This window comes from Tsukamurella sp. M9C, from assembly GCF_020169415.1.
Taxonomy (GTDB): domain Bacteria; phylum Actinomycetota; class Actinomycetes; order Mycobacteriales; family Mycobacteriaceae; genus Tsukamurella.
This window is the reverse complement of record NZ_JAIULG010000042.1, coordinates 1-22,729: the sequence shown is the minus strand read 5'-3', so window position 1 is coordinate 22,729 and position 22,729 is coordinate 1. Positions and strand designations below refer to the sequence as shown.

Sequence of the window (22,729 nt, the reverse complement as noted above, 5' to 3'; positions counted from 1 at the left end):
TGTTGTCTCCCTTACTTGTTCGCCAGCTCGGCGGCCTTGTCGGCGCCTTCGTCCATGGTCTGCGCGAGCGTCACCAGCGGGTGGTTCGCGGCGGCCAGGATCGCCCGGCCCTCCTCCACCTTGTTGCCGTCGAGGCGCACGACGAGCGGCTTGGAGGCCGAGGCGCCGAGGGTCTCGAGGGCGCCGACGATGCCGTTGGCGACCGCGTCGCACGCGGTGATGCCGCCGAAGACGTTGACGAAGACGCTCTTGACCTGCTCGTCACCGAGGATGACGTCGAGGCCGGCGGCCATCACGGCCGCGGAGGCGCCGCCGCCGATGTCGAGGAAGTTGGCGGGCTTGACGCCGCCGTGGTTCTCACCGGCGTAGGCGACCACGTCGAGGGTCGACATGACCAGGCCCGCACCGTTGCCGATGACGCCGACCTGACCGTCGAGCTTGACGTAGTTGAGGTCGTTCTCCTTGGCCTTGAGCTCGAGCGGGTCGGTGGACCCGGCGTCGGCGAAGGCCGCGTGATCGGGGTGGCGGAAGTCGGCGTTCTCGTCGAGCGAGACCTTGCCGTCCAGCGCGAGGATCTGGTCGTCCGGGGTGCGGACGAGCGGGTTGACCTCGACCAGGGTGGCGTCCTCGGCGACGAAGACCTCCCACAGTTTCTGGATGGTCACGGCCGCGGCGTCGAGCACCTCGGCGGGCAGCTTGCCGGCCTCGGCGATCGAGCGGGCGGTGGCCAGGTCGACGCCCTTGGTCGCGTCCACGGCGATCTTCGCCAGCGCGTCCGGGTTCTCCTCGGCGGTGACCTCGATCTCCACGCCGCCCTCGACCGAGCACATGGCCAGGTAGGTGCGGTTGGCGCGGTCGAGCAGGAAGGAGATGTAGTACTCCTCGGCGATGTCGCTCGCCTCGGCCACCAGCAGCTTCTTGACGACGTGACCCTTGATGTCCAGGCCGAGGATGTCGTTCGCGTAGCGCTCGGCGTCGTCCGGGGTGGCTGCGTACTTGACGCCGCCGGCCTTGCCGCGGCCGCCCACCTTGACCTGCGCCTTGACCATCACGGGCTTGCCGACTTCTTCGGCAATCGCGCGTGCATCGGCGACGTTGTCCGTCACGCGGCCCGGCGAGGTCGGTACGCCGTGCTTGACGAACAGTTCCTTCGCTTGGTATTCGAAGAGATCCATCAGCTCACCATCTGTCTGGTTACTCGGTCCACCCGCATTCTTCACGGGTCCGGGGTCGACTCTATGCCTCCGCGAATCCGCTCGGGCGGCGACCCTTGTTCAATGACGTATCTCACTTGACCTGCGGTTATCAGTCATCGCAACCTACCCGTCGGTAAGTTTTTGGATCGGCCCAGGCAAAGGACCCCCGAAGTCCGCTTCAGGCGGTTGCAAGCGCCGGTTAAGCCCGGCCATCGAAACTCTCCTCAGTCCTACTGAAGGAGAACCACACCCATGAAGCGCACTTCCCGCCCCGCCCTCATCGCGGCCTCGGCAGCCGTCGCGCTGAGCGTCGTGCTCACCGGCTGCTCCGACAAGGGCACGTCGACCAGCGGCTCCGAGACCACCGCCGGCGCGAACGCGTCCACCACCGACGCGCCCGCCCTGCTGTCCTCCGCCGCCGCGTCGGCCAAGAAGGTCACGAGCGCCCACTTCACCGTCGCCGTGGGCGGCAAGGTGCAGGGCCTGCCCGTCAGCAAGGTCGACGGTGACCTCCAGGTCAAGCCGTCCACCCAGGCGCAGGGCACCGCGATGATCCAGCCCGGCAACGCCGAGGGCAAGTTCACCTTCATCGACGGCCGCATGTACGCCTCGCTCTACGGCGACAAGTACGCGGACTACGGCGACGGCGCGTCGATCTACGACGTCTCCGCCCTCTTCGACGAGAGCAAGGGCATCCCCAACATCCTGTCCAAGGTCACCGGCGCGAAGGTCGCCGGCACCGAGACGATCGACGGCCAGGAGACCACCAAGATCACCGGCACGGTGCCCGCGACCGAGATCGCCACGATCACCGGCTCCCGGGTCGATCCCGCGAAGAGCGTCCCCGTTCCCACGACGCTGTGGGTCCAGAGCTCCGGCGACAAGCAGCTCGTCCGCATCGAGGTCAAGCCCTCGACCGAGGGCACCATCACCCTCACGTTCTCGAAGTGGGGCGAGAAGGTGTCCGTCACCAAGCCCGACGTCGCCCCCGAGGAGACCCCCAGCAACCCGGGACCGGGCGAGAGCCTCCCCCGCTGACGACCCACTGAAACACCCTCTCCCCCCCAGAACCCCGAGAAAGGCACCACCATGAAGACGTTCACCACGAAGGCGTTCGTCGCCGCCGTCGCCACCGCGAGCATCGCGGGCGGCATCCAGGTCGCCGTCGCGACTCCCGCCGCCAACGCCGCGGTCAACTTCGGCGCCATCGCCGTCGCCAGCAACGGTGCTACGGGCCGGTCCTGGGACTACGCCAGCCCCGGCGCCGCCGAGCGGGCCGCGCTCGGCTCGTGCGGCTACGCCAGCTGCAAGGTGCTGGCCTCCTTCTCCAACGGCTGCGGTGCGGTCGCCCAGAAGCCGGGCTGGTTCCAGGGCGGCACGGGCCGCTCCATCGGCGCCGCACGGTCGAGCGCCCTCGCCCGCAACGGCGGCGGCTCGATCCTGGTCTGGCAGTGCACCTCCGGTCACCTCTGACCGGTCACATAGTGCAGGGGCGGCACCGTTTCCGACGGTGCCGCCCCCTCGCATCCACAGATCCTGGTCCGTCTATGACCGAGCATTGGGAGACTTGGGCAGTGAAGAGATCGCACCCCGTCGGGCCTCCCGACCCCCGTGTGAAGCGCCGACTCGCTGCCGTCCTCGCACTGTCGCTCGCGGCGAGTACGGGATGCACCGCGACGATCGGCGGCGAAGCGGTACCGGATCCCGCCGCGACGAAGATCGACACCGGCAACTTCCCCACCACGCCGCGAACCGTCGCCGCGGTGACGCCCGGGGACGCGTGGCAGCAGGAGGCGCTCATCATGGCGGACTCCGTGGTGGCACCGTTCGACATCCGGCCGACCCTGTCGAAGCGCGCAACCGCCATTTCCATGCTCACCGGCCCGATCACCCTAGTCGCCGGCTTCGGCGACGACGGAAGCTCGAAGTCGCTGGCACTCATTCCGACGGACAAGGTGATCGCCCTCGGCGGCTTCGGTTACCAAACGGGATTCCTCGCCACCGCTGCTGACTCCACCACCAACCCGACCGCGTTCCTCTCCATCGGGCTCCTCCGGTTCTACTCACCGGAATCCGCGACACAAGCGCTCGCCATCATGCGCGACGACAAGACAACTGCTCCGGCGGGTCTCGACGCCGTCGCCGACGCCGTCCCGGTCTCAGCCGGCGACAGAGCTGGGCTGCAACGGGTGACGGTCGCCGCCCGTCGGGGCAATCTCATCGCCCTCACCGCGGCGGCCGGGCCGACGGCCGTCGAAGCCGGCGCACTCGCGGTCGAAGCCCTCACCGCCCAGGTCGCGAAGGCCACGTCGTACCGGCAGAACGGGGTCCTGTCTCCCACCGCGGTGCCGTCGGTTCCCATGGACAAGGACGGGATCATGTCGCGCACGCTCGCAAGCCCGGCCACCGACAACGCGGTCTTCGGTCTCTCGCCACGTGTCGCCTACTTCGAGGGCTACTACTCCCGGCGCACGCGGTACATGGTCAACCTGCTGCCCGAGTGGCTGAACAGCGCCGAGGCGAACGGGATCGACCTCATCGCGGAGACGAAGTCCGCCGTGGTGATGCGCGCCCGCGACCACGACGCCGCGGTCGCCTTCGTCCGGAACAAGGGGAAGGGCGGCGGCGTCGACACGTCCGCGAACGTCTTCTACACGCCCGGCATCCCCCGCGACAACGTCCTCTGCGGCCGGGAATCGAACGCCGACAAGACCAAATACACGTGCTACCTCATCCTGGGCCGGTGGACCGTCCAGGTGCACCAGTCCACCCTGCAGCTCGCTCAGCAGGCGATCTCCGCCGAGTACCTGATCAACAAGGCCGCCGGCGAGAACTGACCGGACGCCCTCGCCCTCGGTACGCTCGCGGTAGTGACGCCCAGAACGCTGTTCCTCGGCCTGCTCGCCGTCGCCCTCACCGTGACGGGCTGCGGCAGCGCGCAGGAGCCCGCGCGACCGTCACCGTCGTCCGACGGTGCCTGCCCCCTCCCCGCGCCGGCGCTCCGGGACCTCGTCGCGGCGCAGGGCAAGACGATCGGCACGGCCTACCGCTCCATCTTCGCCGCGGGCGATCCCTGCTACGACGCGATCGCCGGGCGCGAATTCGGTTCGCTGACCACGGAGATCGGCACCATGACGAACACCGTGGCGCCGGAGGCGGGCCGGTTCGACTTCCGCGAGGCCGACGCGGTCGCGGACCTCGCGCAGCGCCACGGCCAGGACTTCCAGATCCACTCCCTGATCTGGGATCCGCTCGACCAGCAGGCGTGGGGCATCGTCCCCGAGTACGTGCGAAACCTCTCCGACCCGCAGCGGCACCGGTTCATGGCCGACCTCGTCACGCGGGTCGTGCAGCGGTACGCGGGCCGCGCGAGCGCGGTCACCGTCGTCAACGAGCCCTTCGACCAGCGCGGCGGGCTGCAGCGCAACGCCTGGTGGCGCACCACTTCCAGCGAGCGGTACATCGTGGACGCCTTCCGCGCGGCGCGGCTGGCCGCGCCGTCGATGAAGCTGTACCTCAACGAGCACAGCGCGGAGACGGTGAGCGACAAGTCGACTGCGCTGCTGGCGCTGGCGACGAGGCTGCGCGCCGAGACCGTGGAGGTGTCCGTCGATGGGCGGACCGAGCGGCGCCCGCTGCTCGACGGTGTCGGCTTCCAGGCGCACATGCTGGGCGGAGCGGATCAGCAGCCGAGCACCGACGACATGCGGAAGAACCTGCGGCGCTTCACCGACCTCGGCCTCGATATCCGGTTCACCGAGCTGGACGTCCGGATCCCCACGGACACGGGGCGCGCCGCCGAGGCCGACCTGCAGCGGCAGGCGCGCGTGTACGCGACGATGGCCGGCCTGTGCCGCGAGCTGAGCCGCTGCACCGGGATGACGGTCTGGGGCTTCACCGATCGTCGCTCGTGGATCACCGACTACCCGGACACCTTCTCCGGCTACGGCAGCGCCAACCTCCTCGACCGGAACTACGGCGCCAAGCCCGCCTGGGAGGCCCTGCGCGCCGCCTTCCGCTGACCCGGTTCCTACCTGACCTGGCCCGTTCCATCGGTACTGTTGCGATTCGAACACGATCCGCCGCTCGCCGGGCCTCCGGCCCCTCGGCCCGACATACTCGGTGTCGTCGGGTTCGGGGGCGATCATGGAAGCACGTAGCGGAACGGCGACGGCCGCCGTCGCGCTGGTCGTCGGGCTGCTCTCCGCCTGTTCGACGGTGGTCGCGGGCACGCCGGTCGCCGAGACCACCGTGTCGAAGGTGGACCCCGGGAACTTCCCGACGACGCCGCGCGCTGTCACCGCGCAGTCCGCGGCCGACGCGTGGCAGCAGGAGGGGATGATCATCGCCGACGCGGTGGTGGCGCCGTCGGACATCCGGTCGGACCTGACGGTGGCGGTATCGGACGAGCCAGAGGCCGGGGCCGGTCCGCTGCTCCGCGTGGGGCAGCTCATCGAGCGGGACAGCGCCCGCGGCATCCGGACCGGCGGGATCCCTCCCCGGATTGCAGCGAACCTGGAGCTCAACACCAGGTTCGACGCCGGGTTCGCGACCGCCGCCGGCGACTCCTCCACCGCCCCGAAGACGCAGCTCGCGGTGGCGCTCCTCCGCTTCACCACCGACGACAGCGCCGAGAAGGCCATGACGACGCTCCGGGCGGACATTCCGCCGCCCGCCGCGCTTGCGCGGATCCCCGGCGCGGTCGTGGTGTCGAGCACGACGGCGGGCGGGCTGACCAAGACGGCGGTCGCGGCGCCGGTGAACAACCTCATCTCGCTGGTCTGGGCCACCACCCGGGGCGCCGGCAGCGAGGAGCTCGCGATCAAGGGCCTCGCGGCCCAGGTCGAACGGTCGCGGACGTACGTCCCGACGGTGCGACTCTCGGGGCTCACCGTGCCGGCCGTGCCGATGGACAAGGACGGGATCATGTCGCGCACGCTGGCCTCGCAGAACGATTCCCGGACCCGGACCGCGTTCGGCTTCTCGAGCGGGTTCGAGCTCGGCGACGGCTATTACTCGCCGCGCACCCGATATCTGATGAACCGCCGCCCCGACTGGCTCGCGTCCGCGACCCGGAACGGCGTCGACCTCGTCGGGAACACGGCTCGCACGACGGTGCTGCGGGCCCGGGATCCCGCGGCCGCCAAAGCCTTCCTCTCCGAGACCCGCGCCGACCCGACCGCCACCGCGTACGACGTTCCGGGGTTCTCCCGAGACCAGGCGGGCTGCGACTCCATCACGCACCCCACTCAGCCGTACTCGTGTTACGTCACCGTCGGGCGGTGGGCGATCCAGGCGACCTCCACCTCTCTCGACCTCGCACGCCAGTCGATCTCCGCCGCGTACCTGATCAACAAGGCCGCCGGCGAAAAGTGATCACCAGGCGTGCGCGCGGCCCTGCTCCTCGTACCAGCCGAGCAGGTCCGGGTCGTCGACGGACTTGGGGTCGACGTTGACGTCGCGGCCGGCGAGCATGCCGGTCACGGGGATCTCCAGCTTCTTCCCCGTCTTGGTGTGCGGGATGCCGGGGGCGAGGATCACCTCGTCGGGCACGTGCCGCGGCGAGAGCCTCGCCCGCACATCCGCTCGGATTCGCGAAACCAACTCGTCCGTCATCTCCTTGCCCGGGACGAGGGTGAGGAACATGGGCATCCAGTACTTCGCGTCCGGCCCGTCGACGCCGACGACCATGGCCTCGGCGACCTCCGGGACGGCCTCGACGACCTCGTAGATGTCGGCCGAGCCCATCCGGATCCCGTTGCGGTTCAGGGTCGCATCGCTGCGACCGTGAATGGTGATCGACCCGCGGTCGGTCAGCTCCACCCAATCGCCGTGCCGCCACACATTCGGTGCGATGCCGTCGGTCCACTCGTGCTCGAAGTACGCCGCGCGGTACTTGGCGTCGCCCGGGTCGTTCCAGAAGTTCGTCGGCATCGACGGCATCGGCACGGTGATCACCATCTCGCCGACCTCGTCGATCAGCGGCGTCCGGTCCGGCGCCCACGCCTCCAGGGCGCAGCCCAGGTAGCGGACGGTCAGCTCGCCGGGCACGTGGGGCACCGAGGCGGTGCCGCCGCAGAAGGCGCTGCACACGTCCGTACCGCCCGACACGGAGCTCACCGGCAGTCCGGCGGCGACGTGCTCGTCGACCCAGGTGAACAGGTCCGGCGCCAGCGGCGAGCCGGTGCTGCCGATCGTCTTGAGCACCAGCGCGTGCTCGGCGCCGGGGTTCAGGCCCGCCTTGCGGGAGGCCTGCAGCTGGCCGGGGCTGGTGCCGAAGAAGGTGACCTTCTCGTCCTCGCAGACCTGCCACAACCGGTCGGCCGTCGGGGCCAGGGGGTGCCCAGAGAAGGTGACGATCGTCGCGCCCACCAGCAGGCCGGCGATCTGGTAGTTCCACATCATCCACGACAGCGCGGTGTGCCAGAAGAAGACGTCGCCCGGGCCGATCTCGTTGTGCAGGCCGATCACCTTCACGTGCTCGACGAGGATGCCGCCGTGGCCCTGCACGATGCCCTTCGGCTTGCCCGTCGTGCCCGACGAGAACAGCACCCACAGCGGGTGATCGAACGGCACCTGCACCGGGTTCAACGGCGGTGTGGAAGCCGTCGGCTCCGGCAGCTCCGTGATCACGTGCGACGCCGGGACCCCCAGCAGCCCGGCGAGTTCGGCGGTGTCCGCACGCTTGTCGACCCGCTTGTCCCCGAAGGCGTAGCCGTCGCGGGCGAAGAGCACCTTCGGCGCCAGCTGAGCCATCCGGCCGGCCGCGCCCTCCGGCGCGTAGTCCTGCCCGCAGCCGGACCAGACGGCGCCGATCGACGCCGTCGCCAGGAACGCCAGCACCGCGAAGGGCTCGTCCGGCAGGTACGCGGCGACCGTGTCGCCCACGCCCACGCCGAGCGAACGCAGCAGCTCCGCGATCGCGGACACCCGCGCGGGCAGCTCCGACCACGGGATCTCCACCCGCGCACCGTCGTCCGACAGGCCCACGATCGCGGCACCCGGGAGCGAGGAGAACCGCAGCACCCGATCGACGTAGTTCAGCTCCACCTCCGGGAACCAGCGGGCGCCGGGCATCTCCCGCGCCGCCAGCACCGGTCCGGTCCGCTCACCGAGCTCGAAGAAGTCCCACACCGCGCCCCAGAACGCCTCGGGCTCGGACACGGACCACTGGTACACGGCGTCGTAGTCCCCCGTGGGGACGCCGGCGGACTCTGCGAAGCGATCGATCGAATGCACCCCGTCAGCCTTCCAGACCGAGCAGCGTCACGGACTCTTCTCGCATCTGCACCTTGCGAATCTTTCCCGATACCGTCATAGGGAAAGCCGATACCACGTGCACGTAGCGGGGGATCTTGTGGCGGGCGATCTTCCCGTCGGCGAAGGCCTTGAGATCGTCGACGGTGAAGGAGTCCACTCCCTCCCGGAGCTGGATCCAGGCCATCAGCTCCTCGCCGTACTTCTCGTCGGGCACGCCGATCACCTGCGCGTCGAGGATGTCCGGGTGCGTGTAGAGGAACTCCTCGATCTCGCGCGGGTAGATGTTCTCGCCCCCGCGGATCACCATGTCCTTGATCCGGCCGGTGACCCGCACGTAGCCGGCCTCGTCCATGGTCGCAAGGTCGCCGGTGTGCATCCACCCGTCGGCGTCGATGGCCTCGGCGGTCTTCTCCGCGTTGTTCCAGTAGCCCTTCATCACGGAATAGCCACGGGTGCACAGCTCCCCGACCTCGCCGCGGGGCATCACGGTGCCGTCGATCGGGTCGATCACCTGGATCTCCAAGTGCGGTCCCACCCGCCCGACGGTGCCGACGCGCAGCTCGAGCGCGTCGTCGACGCGGGTCTGCGTGGACACCGGCGAGGTCTCCGTCATGCCGTAACAGATCGAGACCTCGGTCATCCCCATCCGGTCGACCACCTTGCGCATGACCTCCTCCGGGCACGGCGAGCCGGCCATGATGCCGGTGCGCAGGCTGGACAGGTCGTAGGTGTCGAAGGTCCCGAGGGCGAGCTCCGCGATGAACATCGTGGGCACGCCGTAGAGGCTGGTGCACTTCTCGGCGGCGACGGCGGCGAGCGCGTCCTCCGGCACGAAGGCGGGCCCGGGGATCACCATGGCGGCGCCGTGGGTGATGGCCGCGAGGTTGCCCATCACCATGCCGAAGCAGTGGTAGAAGGGCACGGGGATGCAGATCGAGTCCTGCTCGGTGTAGTTCAGCAGCTCACCCACGAGGAAGCCGTTGTTGAGGATGTTGCCGTGGGTCAGCGTGGCGCCCTTGGGGAATCCCGTGGTGCCCGAGGTGTACTGGATGTTGATCGGGTCGTCGGCGCGCAGCTCGTCGCCGAGATCGGCGAGGGCGTCGAGCTCGTCCTCGGTGGGCGCGGCGAGGTAGGCGTCCCACGCCGGGGTGCCGAACTCCACCACGTCGCGGAACTCGGGGGCCTCGGGCCGGGCGGTCGCGAGCATCGCCGCGTACTCGGAGGTCTTGAAGCGGGTCATCGTGAACACGGCGACGATGCCGGACTGGTTCAGCGCGTACTCCAGCTCGCGCTGCCGGTAGGCGGGGTTGAGGTTGACCAGGATGACGCCGGCCAGCGCCGTACCGAACTGCACGACGACCCACTCCGGGGTGTTGGGCGCCCACACGCCCACGCGGTCGCCGCGGCGGATCCCGTTCCGCAGCAAGCCCGCCGCGAACGCGCGGGAGTCGGCGAGCAGCTCGTCGTAGGTCCACCGGCGGCCCGAGGGCACGTCGACGAGGGCGGTGCGCTCGCCGAACCGGTCGGTCGTCATCTCGAGCTGGGCGCCGATCGTGGCGGTGAGCAGCGCGGGCTCGGCCTCGCCGCGATCGTAGGACGGGGTGGTCATCTCTTCACTCCTACTGATTCTTCAGTCGGCCCGGGCGACGATCGCGCGGGCCTGGGCGAGCAGCGGCGCGTCGATCATCTGACCCCGCACCTGGTAGACGCCGTTGTTGCCGGCCTCGGCCTCGAGCACCTCGCGGGCCCAGGCGATCTCGTCGTCCGTGGGCCGGTAGGCCGCGCGGATCACGGCCGCCTGCGAGGGGTGGATGCAGACGGTGGCGGCGAAGCCGAGCGCCACGGCGTCCTCGGCCTCCGCCGCGAGGCCCTCGGTGTCGGCGATGTCGATGTGCACCGCGTCGAGCGCGAACTTGCCGTGCGCGGCGGCCGCGAGTCGGGTCGCCGAGCGGACGTGCCGCGGGACGTCGCGGTAGGTCGCGTCGGCGAAGCGGCTGGACCGCCCGCCCATCGCGGCCACCAGATCCTCCGCGCCCCACATGAGGCCGATGCACCGCGGATGGGCGGCGATCTCGTTGACGTTCACCGCGCCCAGGGGCGTCTCGATGAGCGCGATCACCTGCAGACCGTCGACCTGCGCCAGCTTGTCCAGCTGGTGCGCCGACTCGGTCTTCGCGAGCATGACCACACGATAGGCCGTGCGGCGCAGCGCCTCGATGTCTTCTGCGAAGTCGTAGGTGCCGAAGGCGTTCACCCGCACGATCGTCGTCGCCGGGTCGAGATCGCCCGCGATCAGGGCCTCGCGAGCCGCGGGCCGATCGTCGGCGGTGACGGCGTCCTCCAGGTCGATGATCACCGCGTCGGCGCGCTCGGCCGCCTTGGCGTACCGCTCGGGCCGGTCGGCGGGGCAGAACAGGATCGCGGGGCCGGGCGGCTGCCAGGCGGGCGCGTTCAGGTCATCGTGGTGGAACATCTACGCCCCCTCCCCCGACGGTGCCCGGCGCACCAGCGTGGACCGCTCGGCCACGGCGACGACGGCACCGTCCTGGTTGCGCGCGACGTGCCGCAGGTTGACGATGCCCTCGCCCGGCCGCGACTTCGACTCCCGCTTGCCCGTGCACAGCGTCTCCGCGTACAGGGTGTCGCCGGCGAACACCGGCGCGGGGAAGGCGATCTCGGAGAAGCCGAGGTTCGCGACGAGCGTGCCCTGGGTGAGCTGCGCGACGGACAGGCCCACCAGGGTGGAGAGCGTGTACATCGAGTTCACCAGGCGCTGGCCGCCGAAGCCGGGCTGCTGCGCCGACCAGTGCGCGTCCAGATGCAGCGCCTGGGTGTTCATGGTCAGCTTGGTGAACAGCATGTTGTCGGCCTCGGTGACGGTGACGCCGGGCCGGTGCTCGTAGAGCACGCCGTCCTCGAACTCGTCGAACCACAGGCCGCGCTGAGTGACCCGCCGCACGGGCTCCTGCTCGCTCACGAATTCAGCCCCAGCGAACGCGCGATCAGCATGAGCTGGACCTCGGTGGTGCCCTCGCCGATCTCGAGGATCTTCGAGTCGCGGTAGTGCCGCGCGACGGGGTACTCGTTCATGAAGCCGTAGCCGCCGTGGATCTGGGTGGCCATGCGCGCGTTGTCCATCGCCGCCTCGGAGGAGATCATCTTGGCGATGGCGGCCTCCTTCTTGAAGGGCTTGCCGGCCAGCATGAGCCGCGCGGCCTCGTAGTAGGCGACGCGCGAGGTGTGCGCCCGCGCCTCCATCCGCGCGATGGCGAAGGCGATCGACTGGAACTCGCCGATCGGCTTGCCGAAGGCGTTGCGCTCCTTGGCGTACTTCACCGACTCGTCGACGCAGCCCTGCGCGGCGCCGGTGGCGACGGCGGCGATGGCGATGCGGCCCTCGTCGAGGATGGAGAGGAAGTTCGCGTAGCCGCGGCCCTCCTCGCCCAGCAGGTTCTCCGTCGGCACGCGCACGTCGGAGAAGCTCAGCGGGTGCGTGTCGGAGGCGTTCCAGCCCACCTTGTTGTACGCGGGCTCCACGGTGAAGCCGGGCGTGCCGCTGGGCACGATGATGGTGGAGATCTGCTTGCGGCCGTCGGGCTTGGTGCCGGTCACGGCGGTCACCGTCACCAGGCTGGTGATGTCGGTGCCGGAGTTGGTGATGAACTGCTTGGAGCCGTTGATGACCCACTGATCGCCGTCGCGCTTGGCGGTGGTCTGGGTGCCGGAGGCGTCCGAGCCGCAGCCGGGCTCGGTGAGCCCGAAGCCGGCGAGGTTCTCACCCGCGGCCAGGGAGGGCAGGTACTTCTGCTTCTGCTCCTCGGTGCCGAACTTGTAGATCGGCATGGCGCCGAGGCCGACGCCGGCCTCCACCGTCATGGCGACCGACTGGTCGACGCGGCCGAGCTCCTCCAGCGCGAGGGCGAGGGCGAAGTAGTCGCCGCCCATGCCGCCGTACTCCTCGGGGAAGGGCAGGCCGAACAGGCCCATCTGGCCCATCTGCTTCACGACCTCGTACGGGAAGGAGTGCTCCTCGTCGTGCTTGGCCGAGACGGGCGCGACCACCTGGTTCGCGAAGTCGCGCACCGTGTCCCGCAGGTCGGCGTAGTCCTGGGTCAGTTCCATGTCAATTCTCTTCCGTTCCGGTAGCCGTGACGCTCGCGAGCACCTGGGCCGCGGTCACCTTGTCTCCTGCGCGCACCGCGATGGACACCACGCCGTCGTGCGGCGCGGTCAGCGGCTGCTCCATCTTCATCGCCTCGATGATCACCAGGGTCTCGCCCTTGGTCACCGTCTGGCCGTCCTCGACCGGGACCGCGACGACGGCGCCCGGCATGGGGCTCACGACGTCGCCGCCGTGGGCGCCGTCGCGGTCCTTCGACGTGGACTTCGCGAGCGGCAGCTCGTACGTGCCGTCCTCGCCACTGACCCAATAGGTTCCGCGGTCGAGAGCGACGGTGACCGGCGTCGAGAAGCCGTCCACCACCAGCCGCTCGCCGACGATCCGCGCCGTGCCGGAGCTGTCGAGCGTGGATCCCTCCAAGGTCCCGCGCACCGTGACCGCGTCCCCGAGTACCGAGACGTGGACCTCGCCGGTCTCCTCGGTGCCGGCGAACCGGACCACGGTGGGCTGCGCGCCCCCGATGCGCCAGCCGGTCTCCGTGCCCCACGCGCCCTCGCCACGGGATGCGGCGACCGCGGTGAGCGCCGCCGCGGCGTAGGCGCGGACCGTCGGCTCGGGGCGGGTGTAGGTGGGCGCCAGGCGATCCAGCAGCTCGGTGTCGAGCTCCCCCGAGACCACGTCGGCGTCGGCGAGGACGAACCGGCAGAAGTCGACGTTGGTGCGCAGGCCGGTGAGCTGGGTGCCGGCGAGGGCCTCGTCGAGGCGGCGCAGGGCCTGCTCGCGGTCGTCGGCGTGCACGATCACCTTGGCGAGCATGGGGTCGTAGTCGCTGCCGACGACGCTGCCGGCCTCGATGCCGGTGTCCACGCGGACGGGGCCGCGGCGGTCGCTGCGCGGATACCGCAGCGCCGTCACGGTGCCGCCCGTGGGCAGGAAGCCGGCCGCCGGGTCCTCCGCGTAGACGCGCGCCTCGACGGCGTGCCCGGTCAGCACGATGTCGTCCTGGGACAGCGCCAGCGCCTCCCCGTTGGCGACGCGGATCTGCTGCTCCACCAGGTCGACGCCGGTCACCAGCTCGGTGACGGGGTGCTCGACCTGCAGGCGGGTGTTCATCTCCATGAAGAAGAACTGATCGGGGCGCTTGGCCGAGACGATGAACTCGACGGTGCCCACGCCGGTGTAGCCGACGGAGCGCGCGGCATCGCACGCGGCGCGGCCGATCTCGGCGCGGGTGGCCTCGTCGAGCAGGGCCGACGGGGCCTCCTCGATCACCTTCTGGTGGCGGCGCTGCAGCGAGCACTCGCGCTCGCCGAGGTGGATCACGTTGCCGTGCTTGTCCGCCAGTACCTGCACCTCGATGTGGCGCGGGGTGTCGACGAAGTGCTCCATGAACAGCGTGTCGTCGCCGAAGGCGGCGGCCGCCTCGCGGCGCGCGGCGGCGACCGCGGCGGGCAGATCCGCCGGGTTCTCGACCCGGTGCATGCCCTTGCCGCCGCCGCCCGCACTGGGCTTGATGAGCACGGGGAAGCCGATGCCCTCGGCCGCGCCGATGAGGTCGGCGTCCGTCAGGCCCGGGCGGCTGATGCCGGGGACCACGGGCACGTCCCGCTCGACCACGGCGGCGCGCGCGGTGATCTTGTCGCCCATCGTCTCGATGGATTCGACGGGCGGGCCGAGGAATTCGATTCCGGCATCGGCGAGCGCCCGCGCGAAGGCGGCGTTCTCGGAGAGGAAGCCGTAGCCGGGGTGCACCGCGTCGGCGCCGGTGACGCGAGCCGCCTCGACCACCTTGTCGATGCGCAGGTAGCTCTCGGTGGCGGCCGCCGGGCCGAGGCGCACGGCCTCGTCGGCGAGCCGCACGTGCCGGGCGTCGGCGTCCGCGTCGGAGTACACCGCGACGCTGGCGATGCCGAGCGTGCGCAGCGTATCGATGACGCGGCAGGCGATCTCGCCGCGGTTCGCGATCAGGACCTTCTCGATTTTCTTGCCACGTGCCACATCAGTGCGCATGTCGGTTCCTCTTGTTTCGTGCCCTCCGCTCATGGACATGCGTCACATCCGGAAGACGCCGTAGGAGACCTCGGCCAGCGGCGTCCGGGACGCCGCCTCGAGCGCGAGGCCGAGGACGGTGCGGGTGTCGGCGGGGTCGATCACGCCGTCGTCCCACAGCCGGGCCGTGGAGTAGTAGGCCTGCGACTGCCGCTCGAACTGGTCGCGCACGCCCTGCTTGAACTCCTCCATGCCCTCCTGCTCGCGGCGGACGGAGCCGAGCGTGTCGGCGGCCTGCGGGCCGCCCATGACGGAGATCCGGGCGTTGGGCCACATCCACAGGAAACGCGGCGAGTAGGCGCGGCCGCACATCGAGTAGTTGCCGGCGCCGAAGGAGCCGCCCACGATCACGGTGAACTTGGGGACGCGGGCGCAAGCGACGGCGGTGACCATCTTGGCGCCGTGCTTGGCGATGCCGCCCTCCTCGTACTGGCGGCCCACCATGAACCCGGTGATGTTCTGCAGGAACAGCAACGGGATCCGACGCTTGTCGCACAGCTCGATGAAGTGCGCGCCCTTCTGCGCGGCCTCGGCGAAGATCACGCCGTTGTTGCCGATGATGCCCACCGGGTGGCCGTGGATCCGCGCGAAGGCGGTCACCATGGTGGTGCCGAAGAGCTCCTTGAACTCGTCGAACTCGCCGTCGTCGACGATGATCTCGATGAGCTTGCGGACGTCGTAGCCGATCTTCGGATCGGTCGGCACCACGTCGTAGAGGTCCGTCTGCGGGCGGCGGGGCGGCAGCGCCGGGCGCACCTCCCACTGCCGCTCGCCGACGGGGCCGAGGCGCCCGACGATCTGCCGGACCTTCTCCAGCGCCTCGTCGTCGGAGTCGACCAGGTGGTCGGTGACGCCGGACTTGGTGGAGTGCATGAGGCCGCCGCCCAGGTCCTCGGCGGAGACGTCCTCGCCCGTGGCGGCCTTCACCAGCGGCGGACCCGCGAGGAAGATCGTGCCCTGGTCGCGGACGATGATCGTCTCGTCGCTCATGGCCGGCACGTAGGCGCCGCCCGCGGTGGAGCTGCCGAGCACGGCGGCGATCTGCGGGATGCCCGCGGCGCTCATGGTCGCCTGGTTGTAGAAGATGCGGCCGAAGTGCTCGCGGTCGGGGAAGACCTCCTCCTGGTTGAGCAGCATGGCACCGCCCGAGTCCACGAGGTACACGCAGGGCAGCCGGTTCTGCATCGCGATCTCCTGCGCGCGCAGGTGCTTCTTCACGGTGACCGGGTAGTAGGTGCCGCCGGAGACCGTCGCGTCGTTGGCGACGATCATCACCTGCCGCCCGGAGACGGTGCCGATGCCGGCGACGGCGCCCGCGGAGGGGGCCTTGCCGTCGTACATGTCCTCGGCCGCCAGGGGCGCCACCTCGAGGAACGGGCTGCCCGTGTCCAGCAGCCGCCGGATCCGCTCGCGCACCAGCAGCTTGCCGCGGCCCTCGTGCCGGGCGCGTGCCCGCTCACCGCCGCCCTGCGCCACCCTGTCGAGCCGTTCACGCAGCTCGGCGACGTTCGCCTCGTGTTCCTCGCGGAATGTCACGCCCGCTCCTTTGGGTTATTCACCATTAACTGAAAATGAGAATATGTGAGCCCGGCCACCGTGTCCAGTCTTACCCGGGGGTAGCTTCCGCGCGGCGGATTGCGCGGGTTGGTCGGGCTAGACGCCCAGAGCGGCGAGCGCCTTGTCGCGCAGCAGCGCGCGCAGCCGGGGCTGCGGCAGGGCCGGCAGGCTCGGGGCGGCGTTGATCAGGCCGAAGACGGCGTGCACGACGGCGCGGTTGTCCACCGGATCGCCGCCGAGCGCGGTGAGCGCGTCGGCCCACAGCTCCACGTACTGCCTCTGCAGCCGGCGCACCCGGCGCGCCGACTCCGGCGCGAGCGACCACATGTCGCGGTACTGCACGCGGATGAGATCCGGCTCGGAGGCGGCGAAGTCGACGTGGAAGTCGACGAGGTCGCGCAGCGCCTGCCGCGGATCGTCGGCGCGCTCCTCCGCGACCCGGCGGCCACCGTCGTACAGGTACTCGGAGATCTCCACCAGGAGGGCGGCGAGCACGTCCTGCTTGCCCGCGAAGTGGCGGTACATGGCCGGGCCGGAGACGCCCGCTGCCGCGCCGATGTCCTCGAGGCGCACGCCGGCGAAGCCGCGCTCGGCCATGAGCGCCGCCGCCGCGGCGAGCAGCTCGCGGCGGCGCGCCGCCTTCGCGCGCTCGCGCGCCGTCCCCGCCTCGAGCCCTGCCGCGCCGGACCGGCGGGTCGTCGGTACCTCCATGGCGGGCCACACTACTCGGCTTGCAGCGCTAACGACCCCGTGTCATGCTTGTTCCGCAAGGCGCCAATCGTTCGCTGAGGCTCCTTCGCGGAAACAGGCCAGCGACCCCGAACGTCGAGAGACGCCCCGGGTCAGGACAGGCGCATCCGGCTTAAGGGTGCTCCCCGATTGGCTCCCGTTCACGGGTTCACGCCGCGAAGTGCTGAAGGTCTGACGTGGAGGGGCGCACTTTCTCCACCCTCCCTCCCGGCGCGCGGAAGTCGAACCGACGGAGGTGATGCAATGCCCGACGACAGTCGTAGTCGATCGCTCGGCGCTTCCCGCATCACCGCGGGAAGCCGCTGAGCGCACCATGATCCGGGCCGGAGGCCCGCCCCGCCGACGACGCACCGTCGGCGCCCTCGCGTCGCCTCCGTCCCACTGACACCTCCACACCCCACTCCGCCGCGCTCCCCTGGGCCGCGGCGCAGTGGCGCGTGCCCGGACGAGGGGAATCACCATGCACGCCACCACGAACATCGACCAGCTCGACATCCTGCTGCGCATCGTCGCGGGCGTCGGCTTCGGCACCCTGATCGGACTCGAGCGCCAGTACCGCGCCCGCATGGCCGGCCTGCGCACCAATGCGCTGGTCTCCGTCGGCTCCGCGCTCTTCGTCGTCCTGTCCGCCTACGGATTCGAAGGCGGCGACCCCACCCGGGTCGCGGCGCAGATCGTCTCCGGCATCGGCTTCCTCGGCGGCGGCGTGATCCTGCGCGACGGCCTCACCGTGCGCGGGCTGAACACCGCCGCCACGCTGTGGTGCTCCGCCGCCGTCGGTGCGCTGTCGGGCGCGGGGATGTACGTCCCCGCCGCGATCGGCACCGTCGTCGTGATCGGGGTGAACACCGCGCTGCGCTCGGTCGGGCACGCCGTCGACCGCGCGCCCGACAACGGCAAGGAGGCGCCGAGCCGCTACGAGTTCGTCGCCGTGACGCGCGACGAGAACGAGGCGCACGTCCGCGTGATGCTGGTACAGGCCCTGAGCCGCACCGTCTTCCACCTGCAGTCGATCAGCAGCGTCGACACCGCCGACGGCAAGGTGGAGGTGCGTGCCACCCTCGCCGCCGACGGCCGCGACGACCGCGCGCTGGAGACCGCGATCAGCCAGCTCAGCATGGAGCCGTCGGTGACGGCGGTGCGCTGGGACGCCCTGCCCGAGCGCGAGGAGGAGGACCTGTGAGCACGCTGACCGCTCCCCCGCTCGGCGGCCGGCGGACCGAGCGCGACGGTCGCCGCTCGATCGTCGCCGACGTGCTCGTCGTCGCCGGCGCGGCCGCGCTGATCTGGCTGACGATCCGCGTCGGCCAGGGCATGGGCGCGCCGATCGACCTGGCGCACAGCACCGCCCGTGTCGACACGGACCCGGCGAACCTGCCCTACTACGCGCTGCGTTCCCTGCTGCGGATGTTCCTGGCGCTCGCGGCGTCGATCGTCTTCACCTTCGGCTACGCCCTGCTCGCCGCGCGGTCGCGGCGGGCCCGCGCGGTACTACTGCCGCTGCTCGACGTACTGCAGTCCGTGCCGATCCTGGGCTTCCTGTCAGTGACCGTCACCGTCTTCCTCGCGCTGTTCCCCGGGTCGACGCTCGGCCTGGAGTGCGCCGCGGTCTTCGCGATCTTCACCTCGCAGGCCTGGAACATGACCTTCGCCTTCTACCAGAGCCTGATCAGCCAGCCGCGCGAGCTCGGCGAGGCCGCCCGCGACCTGGGACTGTCGCGCTGGCAACGGTTCTGGCGGCTCGACGTGCCCGGCGGCATGATCCCGCTGGTCTGGAACGCCATGATGAGCTTCGGCGGCGGCTGGTTCTTCCTCACCGCCTCGGAGGCCGTCTCCGTGGCGGGCGACGAGTACGCCCTCCCCGGCATCGGCGCCTACGTCGCCACCGCCTCGTCCGACGGTGACCTCGCCCGCGTCGGGTGGGCGATCGCGGCGATGATCGTGGTCATCGTCGGGGTGAACCTGCTGTTCTGGAGCCCCCTGACGGCCTGGGCCGAGCGGTTCCGGCTCGAGGACTCCGCCACCGGGCGCGTCCCGCGTTCGGCGGTGCTCACCCTCCTGCACCGCTCGCACGTCACGGACGGGGTGCGCCGCGCCGCCGCCCCGGTGATCACGGGGCTGGACCGGGCCTTCGCCGTGTTCGGCCGGACCGGGACCGCGGCGCCCGCGGACCCGCGCCGCACCCGCCTCGGCGACCTGGCGTTCGGCACCGTCGTCCTGGCGGTCCTGGCGTACGGCCTGTGGCGGGCGCTCGAGGTGATCCTCCGCGACGCCGGACTCGCCGAGGTGGGGCACGTGCTGCTGCTGGGCCTGGCCACGATGGCGCGGGTCGCGGTCGTCATGGTGTTCGCGACCGTCGTCTGGGTGCCGATCGGCGTGATCATCGGCCGCAGCCCGCGCCTGACCCGCGCGCTGCAGCCCGTCGTCCAGGTGTGCGCGAGCTTCCCCGCGAACTTCCTGTTCCCCCTGGTCACCGCGGTCCTGGTGGCGTGGAACATACCGCTCGACCTGGGCGGCGTCGTGCTCATGGCGCTCGGCACGCAGTGGTACATCCTGTTCAACGTGATCGCCGCGGCCAGCGCGATCCCCGGCGACCTGCTGGAGGCGGCCGACGACATGCGGCTGCCCCGGCTGCTGACGTGGCGGTACGTGCTGCTGCCCGGCGTCTTCGCCGGATACGTCACCGGCGGGATCACCGCCGCCGGCGGCGCCTGGAACGCCTCGATCGTCGCGGAAGTCGTCTCCTACGACGGCGAGACCCACCACGCCTACGGGCTCGGCGACTACATCGCGCAGGCCACCGCGGCCACGGGACCCGACCACACCTCCCATCTCCTCCTCGGGATCGTCGTGATGTGCCTGTTCGTCGTGGGCACCAACGCCGCCCTCTGGCGCCGCCTCTACCGCACCGCCGAGCGCCGCTACTCCCTCTAGTCACCCCTTATTACTAGGAGCCGTTCCATGACCACCACGCTCGCCACCCCGCTGATCCGGCTGCAGGGCCTCACCAAGAGCTTCGAGGGCGCCCACGGCGACACCCTGACCGTGCTCGACGGCATCGACCTCACCATCGAGCACGGCGAGATCGTCGCGCTACTCGGCCGGTCCGGCTCGGGCAAGTCCACGCTGCTGCGCATCATGGCGGGGCTGATCCCCGCGACGTCCGGCACCGTCGAATCCGACGGTGCGCCGCTGTCCGGGCCCAACCCGGCCACCGCCATGGTCTTCCAGTCCTTCGCACTCATGCCCTGGCTGACCGTCCAGGACAACGTCGAGCTGGGCCTGACGGCCCGGAACGTGCCGCGCGCCGAGCGCCGCACCCGGGCGCTGGAGGCGATCGACACCATCGGCCTCGACGGCTTCGAGTCCGCGTACCCGCGGGAGCTGTCGGGCGGGATGCGGCAGCGGGTCGGCTTCGCCCGGGCGCTGGTGCGGCAGCCGGACCTCCTGCTCATGGACGAGCCCTTCTCCGCCCTCGACGTGCTGACCGCCGAGAACCTGCGCGGCGAGCTGGTGGAGCTGTGGGGCGGCGACGGCTTCCCCACCCGGAGCGTCTGCATCGTCACGCACAACATCGAGGAGGCGGTGCTCCTCGCCGACCGCGTCGTGGTGCTCGGCTCCAAGCCCGGCCGCATCGTCCACGAGACCCGGATCGACCTGCCGCGCCCGCGCACCCGCACGGCGCCGGAGTTCGAGGCGATCGTCGACCGGCTGTACGGGGCGCTGACGGGCCGCGACGCGGAGATCGAGCACGAGCCCGACCCCGTCGAGGCGACGCCCGTGAGCCGGCCGCTCCCCGACGCCACCGTCGACGGCATCGCCGGCCTGCTCGAGCTCGTCGCCGCGCACGGCGACCACGCCGACCTCCCCGACCTCGCGGCGGACCTCAACTTCGAGCTCGACGACATCATGCCGCTGGTCGACGCCGCGGCCCTGCTCGGCTTCGCCGAGGTGAGCGGCAACGACATCGTGCTCACCGACATCGGTCGCACGTTCGCCTCGGTGCCGCTCACGGAGGCCAAGGAGGTCTTCGCGCGGCAGGCCGCCGAGCGGGCCCCGCTGGTGCGGACGGTGCTGCGGGCGCTGCGGACGGCGCCCGCCGGTGCGCTGCGCAGCGGCTTCTTCCTGGATCTGCTGCGGCGGGGCTTCGGCCCGGACGACGCGGAACGCCAGCTCCGGCTGGCCGTCGACTGGGGTCGGTACGGCGAACTCTACGATTACGACGCGGACGGCGGCCGGATCCTGCTGGACCAGCAATGACACATAGTGACCTGAGGCTTTGTGATCTCATTGTGACCAAGCGCACATTCGACCGAACCGCCCCCCTAGAGGTTGTCTCGCCGCAATCATTTCGTTATCGTCGACGGGACGCGGATCACGAAGCGGTCACGATGAGGACATCGTCGGATCACCACGTGGTCCGAAGTGCGGTTTTACGGTTGGAGTAGGCGAGATATGACACGGAGTCGCGAGAACCACGTGCGCTGGCAAGGCGGCACGCAGGTCCTCGATGATGAGTCGATCACCGCGATCATCCCGCTGGATGAGCTCGAGGCCCGTCTCGACGAGGCCTATTCCGAGACCTGGGCCGACGCGCCGGACGACACCGGCCTGGTCTACCGCCCCTCCAGCTCCGAGGTCACGCAGGACCTCATGATCCCCGAGGTGCTGTTCACCGGGGACACCGAGCTCGACGCGCCCGAGCTCGACGAGATCGAGGACACCGCACTCCTCGGCTCGCCGGAGGCCGCCCCCGAGCTGCTCCCCACGCCGGTCCGCAAGGGCGGCAAGCACCGCGTCCCCACCGCTCCGCACGCCCTCAAGGGCCGCGCCGCCCTGCTCGCGCTCGCCGCGGGTGCCAGCGTCGCCGGCGCCGCCGTGGTCAACGCCGCAGGTAGCGAGGGCCCGTCGACCTCGCAGCAGCCGATCGTGCCGCCCGCCGCGGGCCCCGAGGCCAACGCCGGCCGTCAGGCGCCCCTGCCCGCCGCGCAGGACACCGAGCAGTTCACCGCCGGTCTCGCCGGCGGCAAGGCCCGCAAGGACGCGGACGACAAGCGCATCATCGACTCGATGCGCCCGAAGGTGACCGCACCCGTGAACGGCGCCACCCTCACCTCGAACTTCGGCACCCGCTGGGGCGCCATGCACGGCGGCCTCGACCTCGCCGCCCCGCTCGGCACCCCGCTGTTCGCGGCCGCCGACGGCGTGGTCACCGACGCCGGCCCCGCCTCGGGCTTCGGCATCTGGATCAAGATCCGCCTCACCGACGGCACCGTGCTGGTCTACGGCCACATGTACAACGTCAACGTCCAGGCCGGCCAAACGGTCAAGGCGGGCGACCTCATCAGCTGGGTCGGCAACAACGGCTACTCCACCGGCCCGCACCTGCACTTCGAGGTGCACGGCGCCGGCGGCGCGAAGCTGGACCCGCAGAGCTGGCTCGCCGAGCGCGGCGTCCGCGTCTAAGACTCCCCACACGCTGAAAGGCGCCCCGGATCACCGGGGCGCCTTTCGCGTTGTTCGGGGCGCTCGCGCCGTTCGGGCTAGAGCTTCTCCATCGGCAGGCCGCCGAAGGTCATCAGGGTGACTGTGCCCGACGAGCCGAAGTCGAAGGTCGCGCGCTCCATCGGACCCGCGCCCGTGACCGCGGTGACGGTGCCGAGCCCGAATGAGTCGTGCGAGACCCGGTCGCCCACGGCGAGCGAGAGCTTGTTCGCACGCCGCGTGGGCCTGAGCGCCCGCTTGGGGGTCCAGCCACCGTCGGACCGCTGCTCCCGCCCGCCGTACGAGCCCCCGC

At 70.7% G+C, this 22,729-nt stretch carries 18 protein-coding genes, 1 pseudogene and 1 riboswitch; of the genes and pseudogenes, 9 read left to right on the top strand and 10 right to left on the bottom strand.

Annotated elements, in window-relative coordinates; genetic code table 11:
* Positions 1-11: 11 nt before the first annotated feature.
* Positions 12-1,175: an ADP-forming succinate--CoA ligase subunit beta gene (sucC, locus tag LB823_RS17795; protein WP_224649576.1), complete on the bottom strand. Its 1,164-nt coding sequence runs from the start codon at positions 1,173-1,175 to the stop codon at positions 12-14.
* Between the two features lie 273 nt (positions 1,176-1,448).
* On the opposite strand from sucC, the gene LB823_RS17790 reads away from it, so the two are divergent.
* The 5 genes from LB823_RS17790 to LB823_RS17770 all read left to right on the top strand — a co-directional run bounded on the left by LB823_RS17790 (position 1,449) and on the right by LB823_RS17770 (position 6,572).
* Positions 1,449-2,234: an LppX_LprAFG lipoprotein gene (locus LB823_RS17790; RefSeq protein WP_224649575.1), complete on the top strand. Its 786-nt coding sequence runs from the start codon at positions 1,449-1,451 to the stop codon at positions 2,232-2,234.
* Between the two features lie 51 nt (positions 2,235-2,285).
* Positions 2,286-2,669 (top strand): DUF4189 domain-containing protein, encoded by a 384-nt coding sequence (locus LB823_RS17785; RefSeq protein ID WP_224649565.1) that lies wholly within the window; start codon positions 2,286-2,288, stop codon positions 2,667-2,669.
* Positions 2,670-2,770: 101 nt separating this feature from the next.
* Positions 2,771-4,033 carry a hypothetical protein gene (locus LB823_RS17780; protein ID WP_224649563.1) on the top strand — a complete coding sequence of 421 codons (1,263 nt, stop codon included), beginning with the start codon at positions 2,771-2,773 and terminating at the stop codon, positions 4,031-4,033.
* Positions 4,034-4,066: 33 nt separating this feature from the next.
* Positions 4,067-5,218 (top strand): endo-1,4-beta-xylanase, encoded by a 1,152-nt coding sequence (locus LB823_RS17775; protein WP_224649561.1) that lies wholly within the window; start codon positions 4,067-4,069, stop codon positions 5,216-5,218.
* A gap of 124 nt (positions 5,219-5,342) precedes the next feature.
* Complete coding sequence (locus LB823_RS17770) at positions 5,343-6,572, top strand: hypothetical protein (protein WP_224649559.1); 1,230 nt, start codon at positions 5,343-5,345, stop codon at positions 6,570-6,572.
* Here the strand turns inward: LB823_RS17770 and LB823_RS17765 are convergent, their stop codons facing one another.
* The 8 genes from LB823_RS17765 to LB823_RS17730 all read right to left on the bottom strand — a co-directional run bounded on the left by LB823_RS17765 (position 6,573) and on the right by LB823_RS17730 (position 16,893).
* On the bottom strand, positions 6,573-8,435 hold the full coding sequence (locus LB823_RS17765; protein WP_224649557.1) for an acetoacetate--CoA ligase: 1,863 nt from the start codon (positions 8,433-8,435) through the stop codon (positions 6,573-6,575).
* 4 nt (positions 8,436-8,439) lie between these two features.
* Positions 8,440-10,065 (bottom strand): AMP-binding protein, encoded by a 1,626-nt coding sequence (locus tag LB823_RS17760; protein WP_224649555.1) that lies wholly within the window; start codon positions 10,063-10,065, stop codon positions 8,440-8,442.
* Between the two features lie 21 nt (positions 10,066-10,086).
* Positions 10,087-10,929, bottom strand: a complete 843-nt coding sequence (locus LB823_RS17755) for a CoA ester lyase (RefSeq protein ID WP_224649508.1) — start codon at positions 10,927-10,929, stop codon at positions 10,087-10,089.
* Entirely contained in the window at positions 10,930-11,433 is a 504-nt protein-coding gene (locus LB823_RS17750) for a MaoC family dehydratase (RefSeq protein WP_224649506.1), read from the bottom strand.
* Positions 11,430-12,578, bottom strand: coding sequence for an acyl-CoA dehydrogenase family protein (locus LB823_RS17745; RefSeq protein WP_224649503.1), 1,149 nt, complete (start codon positions 12,576-12,578; stop codon positions 11,430-11,432). Before LB823_RS17745 ends, LB823_RS17750 begins: the two co-directional genes overlap by 4 nt.
* Position 12,579: 1 nt before the next feature.
* On the bottom strand, positions 12,580-14,586 hold the full coding sequence (locus LB823_RS17740; RefSeq protein WP_224649501.1) for a biotin carboxylase N-terminal domain-containing protein: 2,007 nt from the start codon (positions 14,584-14,586) through the stop codon (positions 12,580-12,582).
* Positions 14,587-14,628: 42 nt separating this feature from the next.
* Positions 14,629-16,161: an acyl-CoA carboxylase subunit beta gene (locus LB823_RS17735; RefSeq protein ID WP_224649488.1), complete on the bottom strand. Its 1,533-nt coding sequence runs from the start codon at positions 16,159-16,161 to the stop codon at positions 14,629-14,631.
* A gap of 117 nt (positions 16,162-16,278) precedes the next feature.
* Positions 16,279-16,893, bottom strand: a complete 615-nt coding sequence (locus LB823_RS17730) for a TetR/AcrR family transcriptional regulator (protein ID WP_224649486.1) — start codon at positions 16,891-16,893, stop codon at positions 16,279-16,281.
* A gap of 59 nt (positions 16,894-16,952) precedes the next feature.
* A riboswitch (M-box (ykoK) riboswitch) is annotated at positions 16,953-17,121 on the top strand.
* A 289-nt stretch (positions 17,122-17,410) separates the two neighbouring features.
* Between LB823_RS17730 and LB823_RS17725 the strand changes: the two genes are divergently transcribed.
* The 4 genes from LB823_RS17725 to LB823_RS17710 all read left to right on the top strand — a co-directional run bounded on the left by LB823_RS17725 (position 17,411) and on the right by LB823_RS17710 (position 22,398).
* Positions 17,411-18,115 (top strand): MgtC/SapB family protein, encoded by a 705-nt coding sequence (locus LB823_RS17725; RefSeq protein WP_224649592.1) that lies wholly within the window; start codon positions 17,411-17,413, stop codon positions 18,113-18,115.
* Complete coding sequence (locus LB823_RS17720) at positions 18,112-19,866, top strand: ABC transporter permease subunit (protein WP_224649484.1); 1,755 nt, start codon at positions 18,112-18,114, stop codon at positions 19,864-19,866. Before LB823_RS17725 ends, LB823_RS17720 begins: the two co-directional genes overlap by 4 nt.
* 27 nt (positions 19,867-19,893) lie before the next feature.
* Entirely contained in the window at positions 19,894-21,192 is a 1,299-nt protein-coding gene (locus tag LB823_RS17715) for a nitrate/sulfonate/bicarbonate ABC transporter ATP-binding protein (protein ID WP_224649482.1), read from the top strand.
* A gap of 195 nt (positions 21,193-21,387) precedes the next feature.
* Positions 21,388-22,398 (top strand): M23 family metallopeptidase, encoded by a 1,011-nt coding sequence (locus LB823_RS17710; protein ID WP_224649480.1) that lies wholly within the window; start codon positions 21,388-21,390, stop codon positions 22,396-22,398.
* 77 nt (positions 22,399-22,475) lie between these two features.
* On the opposite strand, the pseudogene LB823_RS17705 reads toward LB823_RS17710, so the two are convergent.
* Positions 22,476-22,729, bottom strand: a pseudogene (locus LB823_RS17705) (ATP-dependent DNA helicase PcrA); the annotation flags it as partial.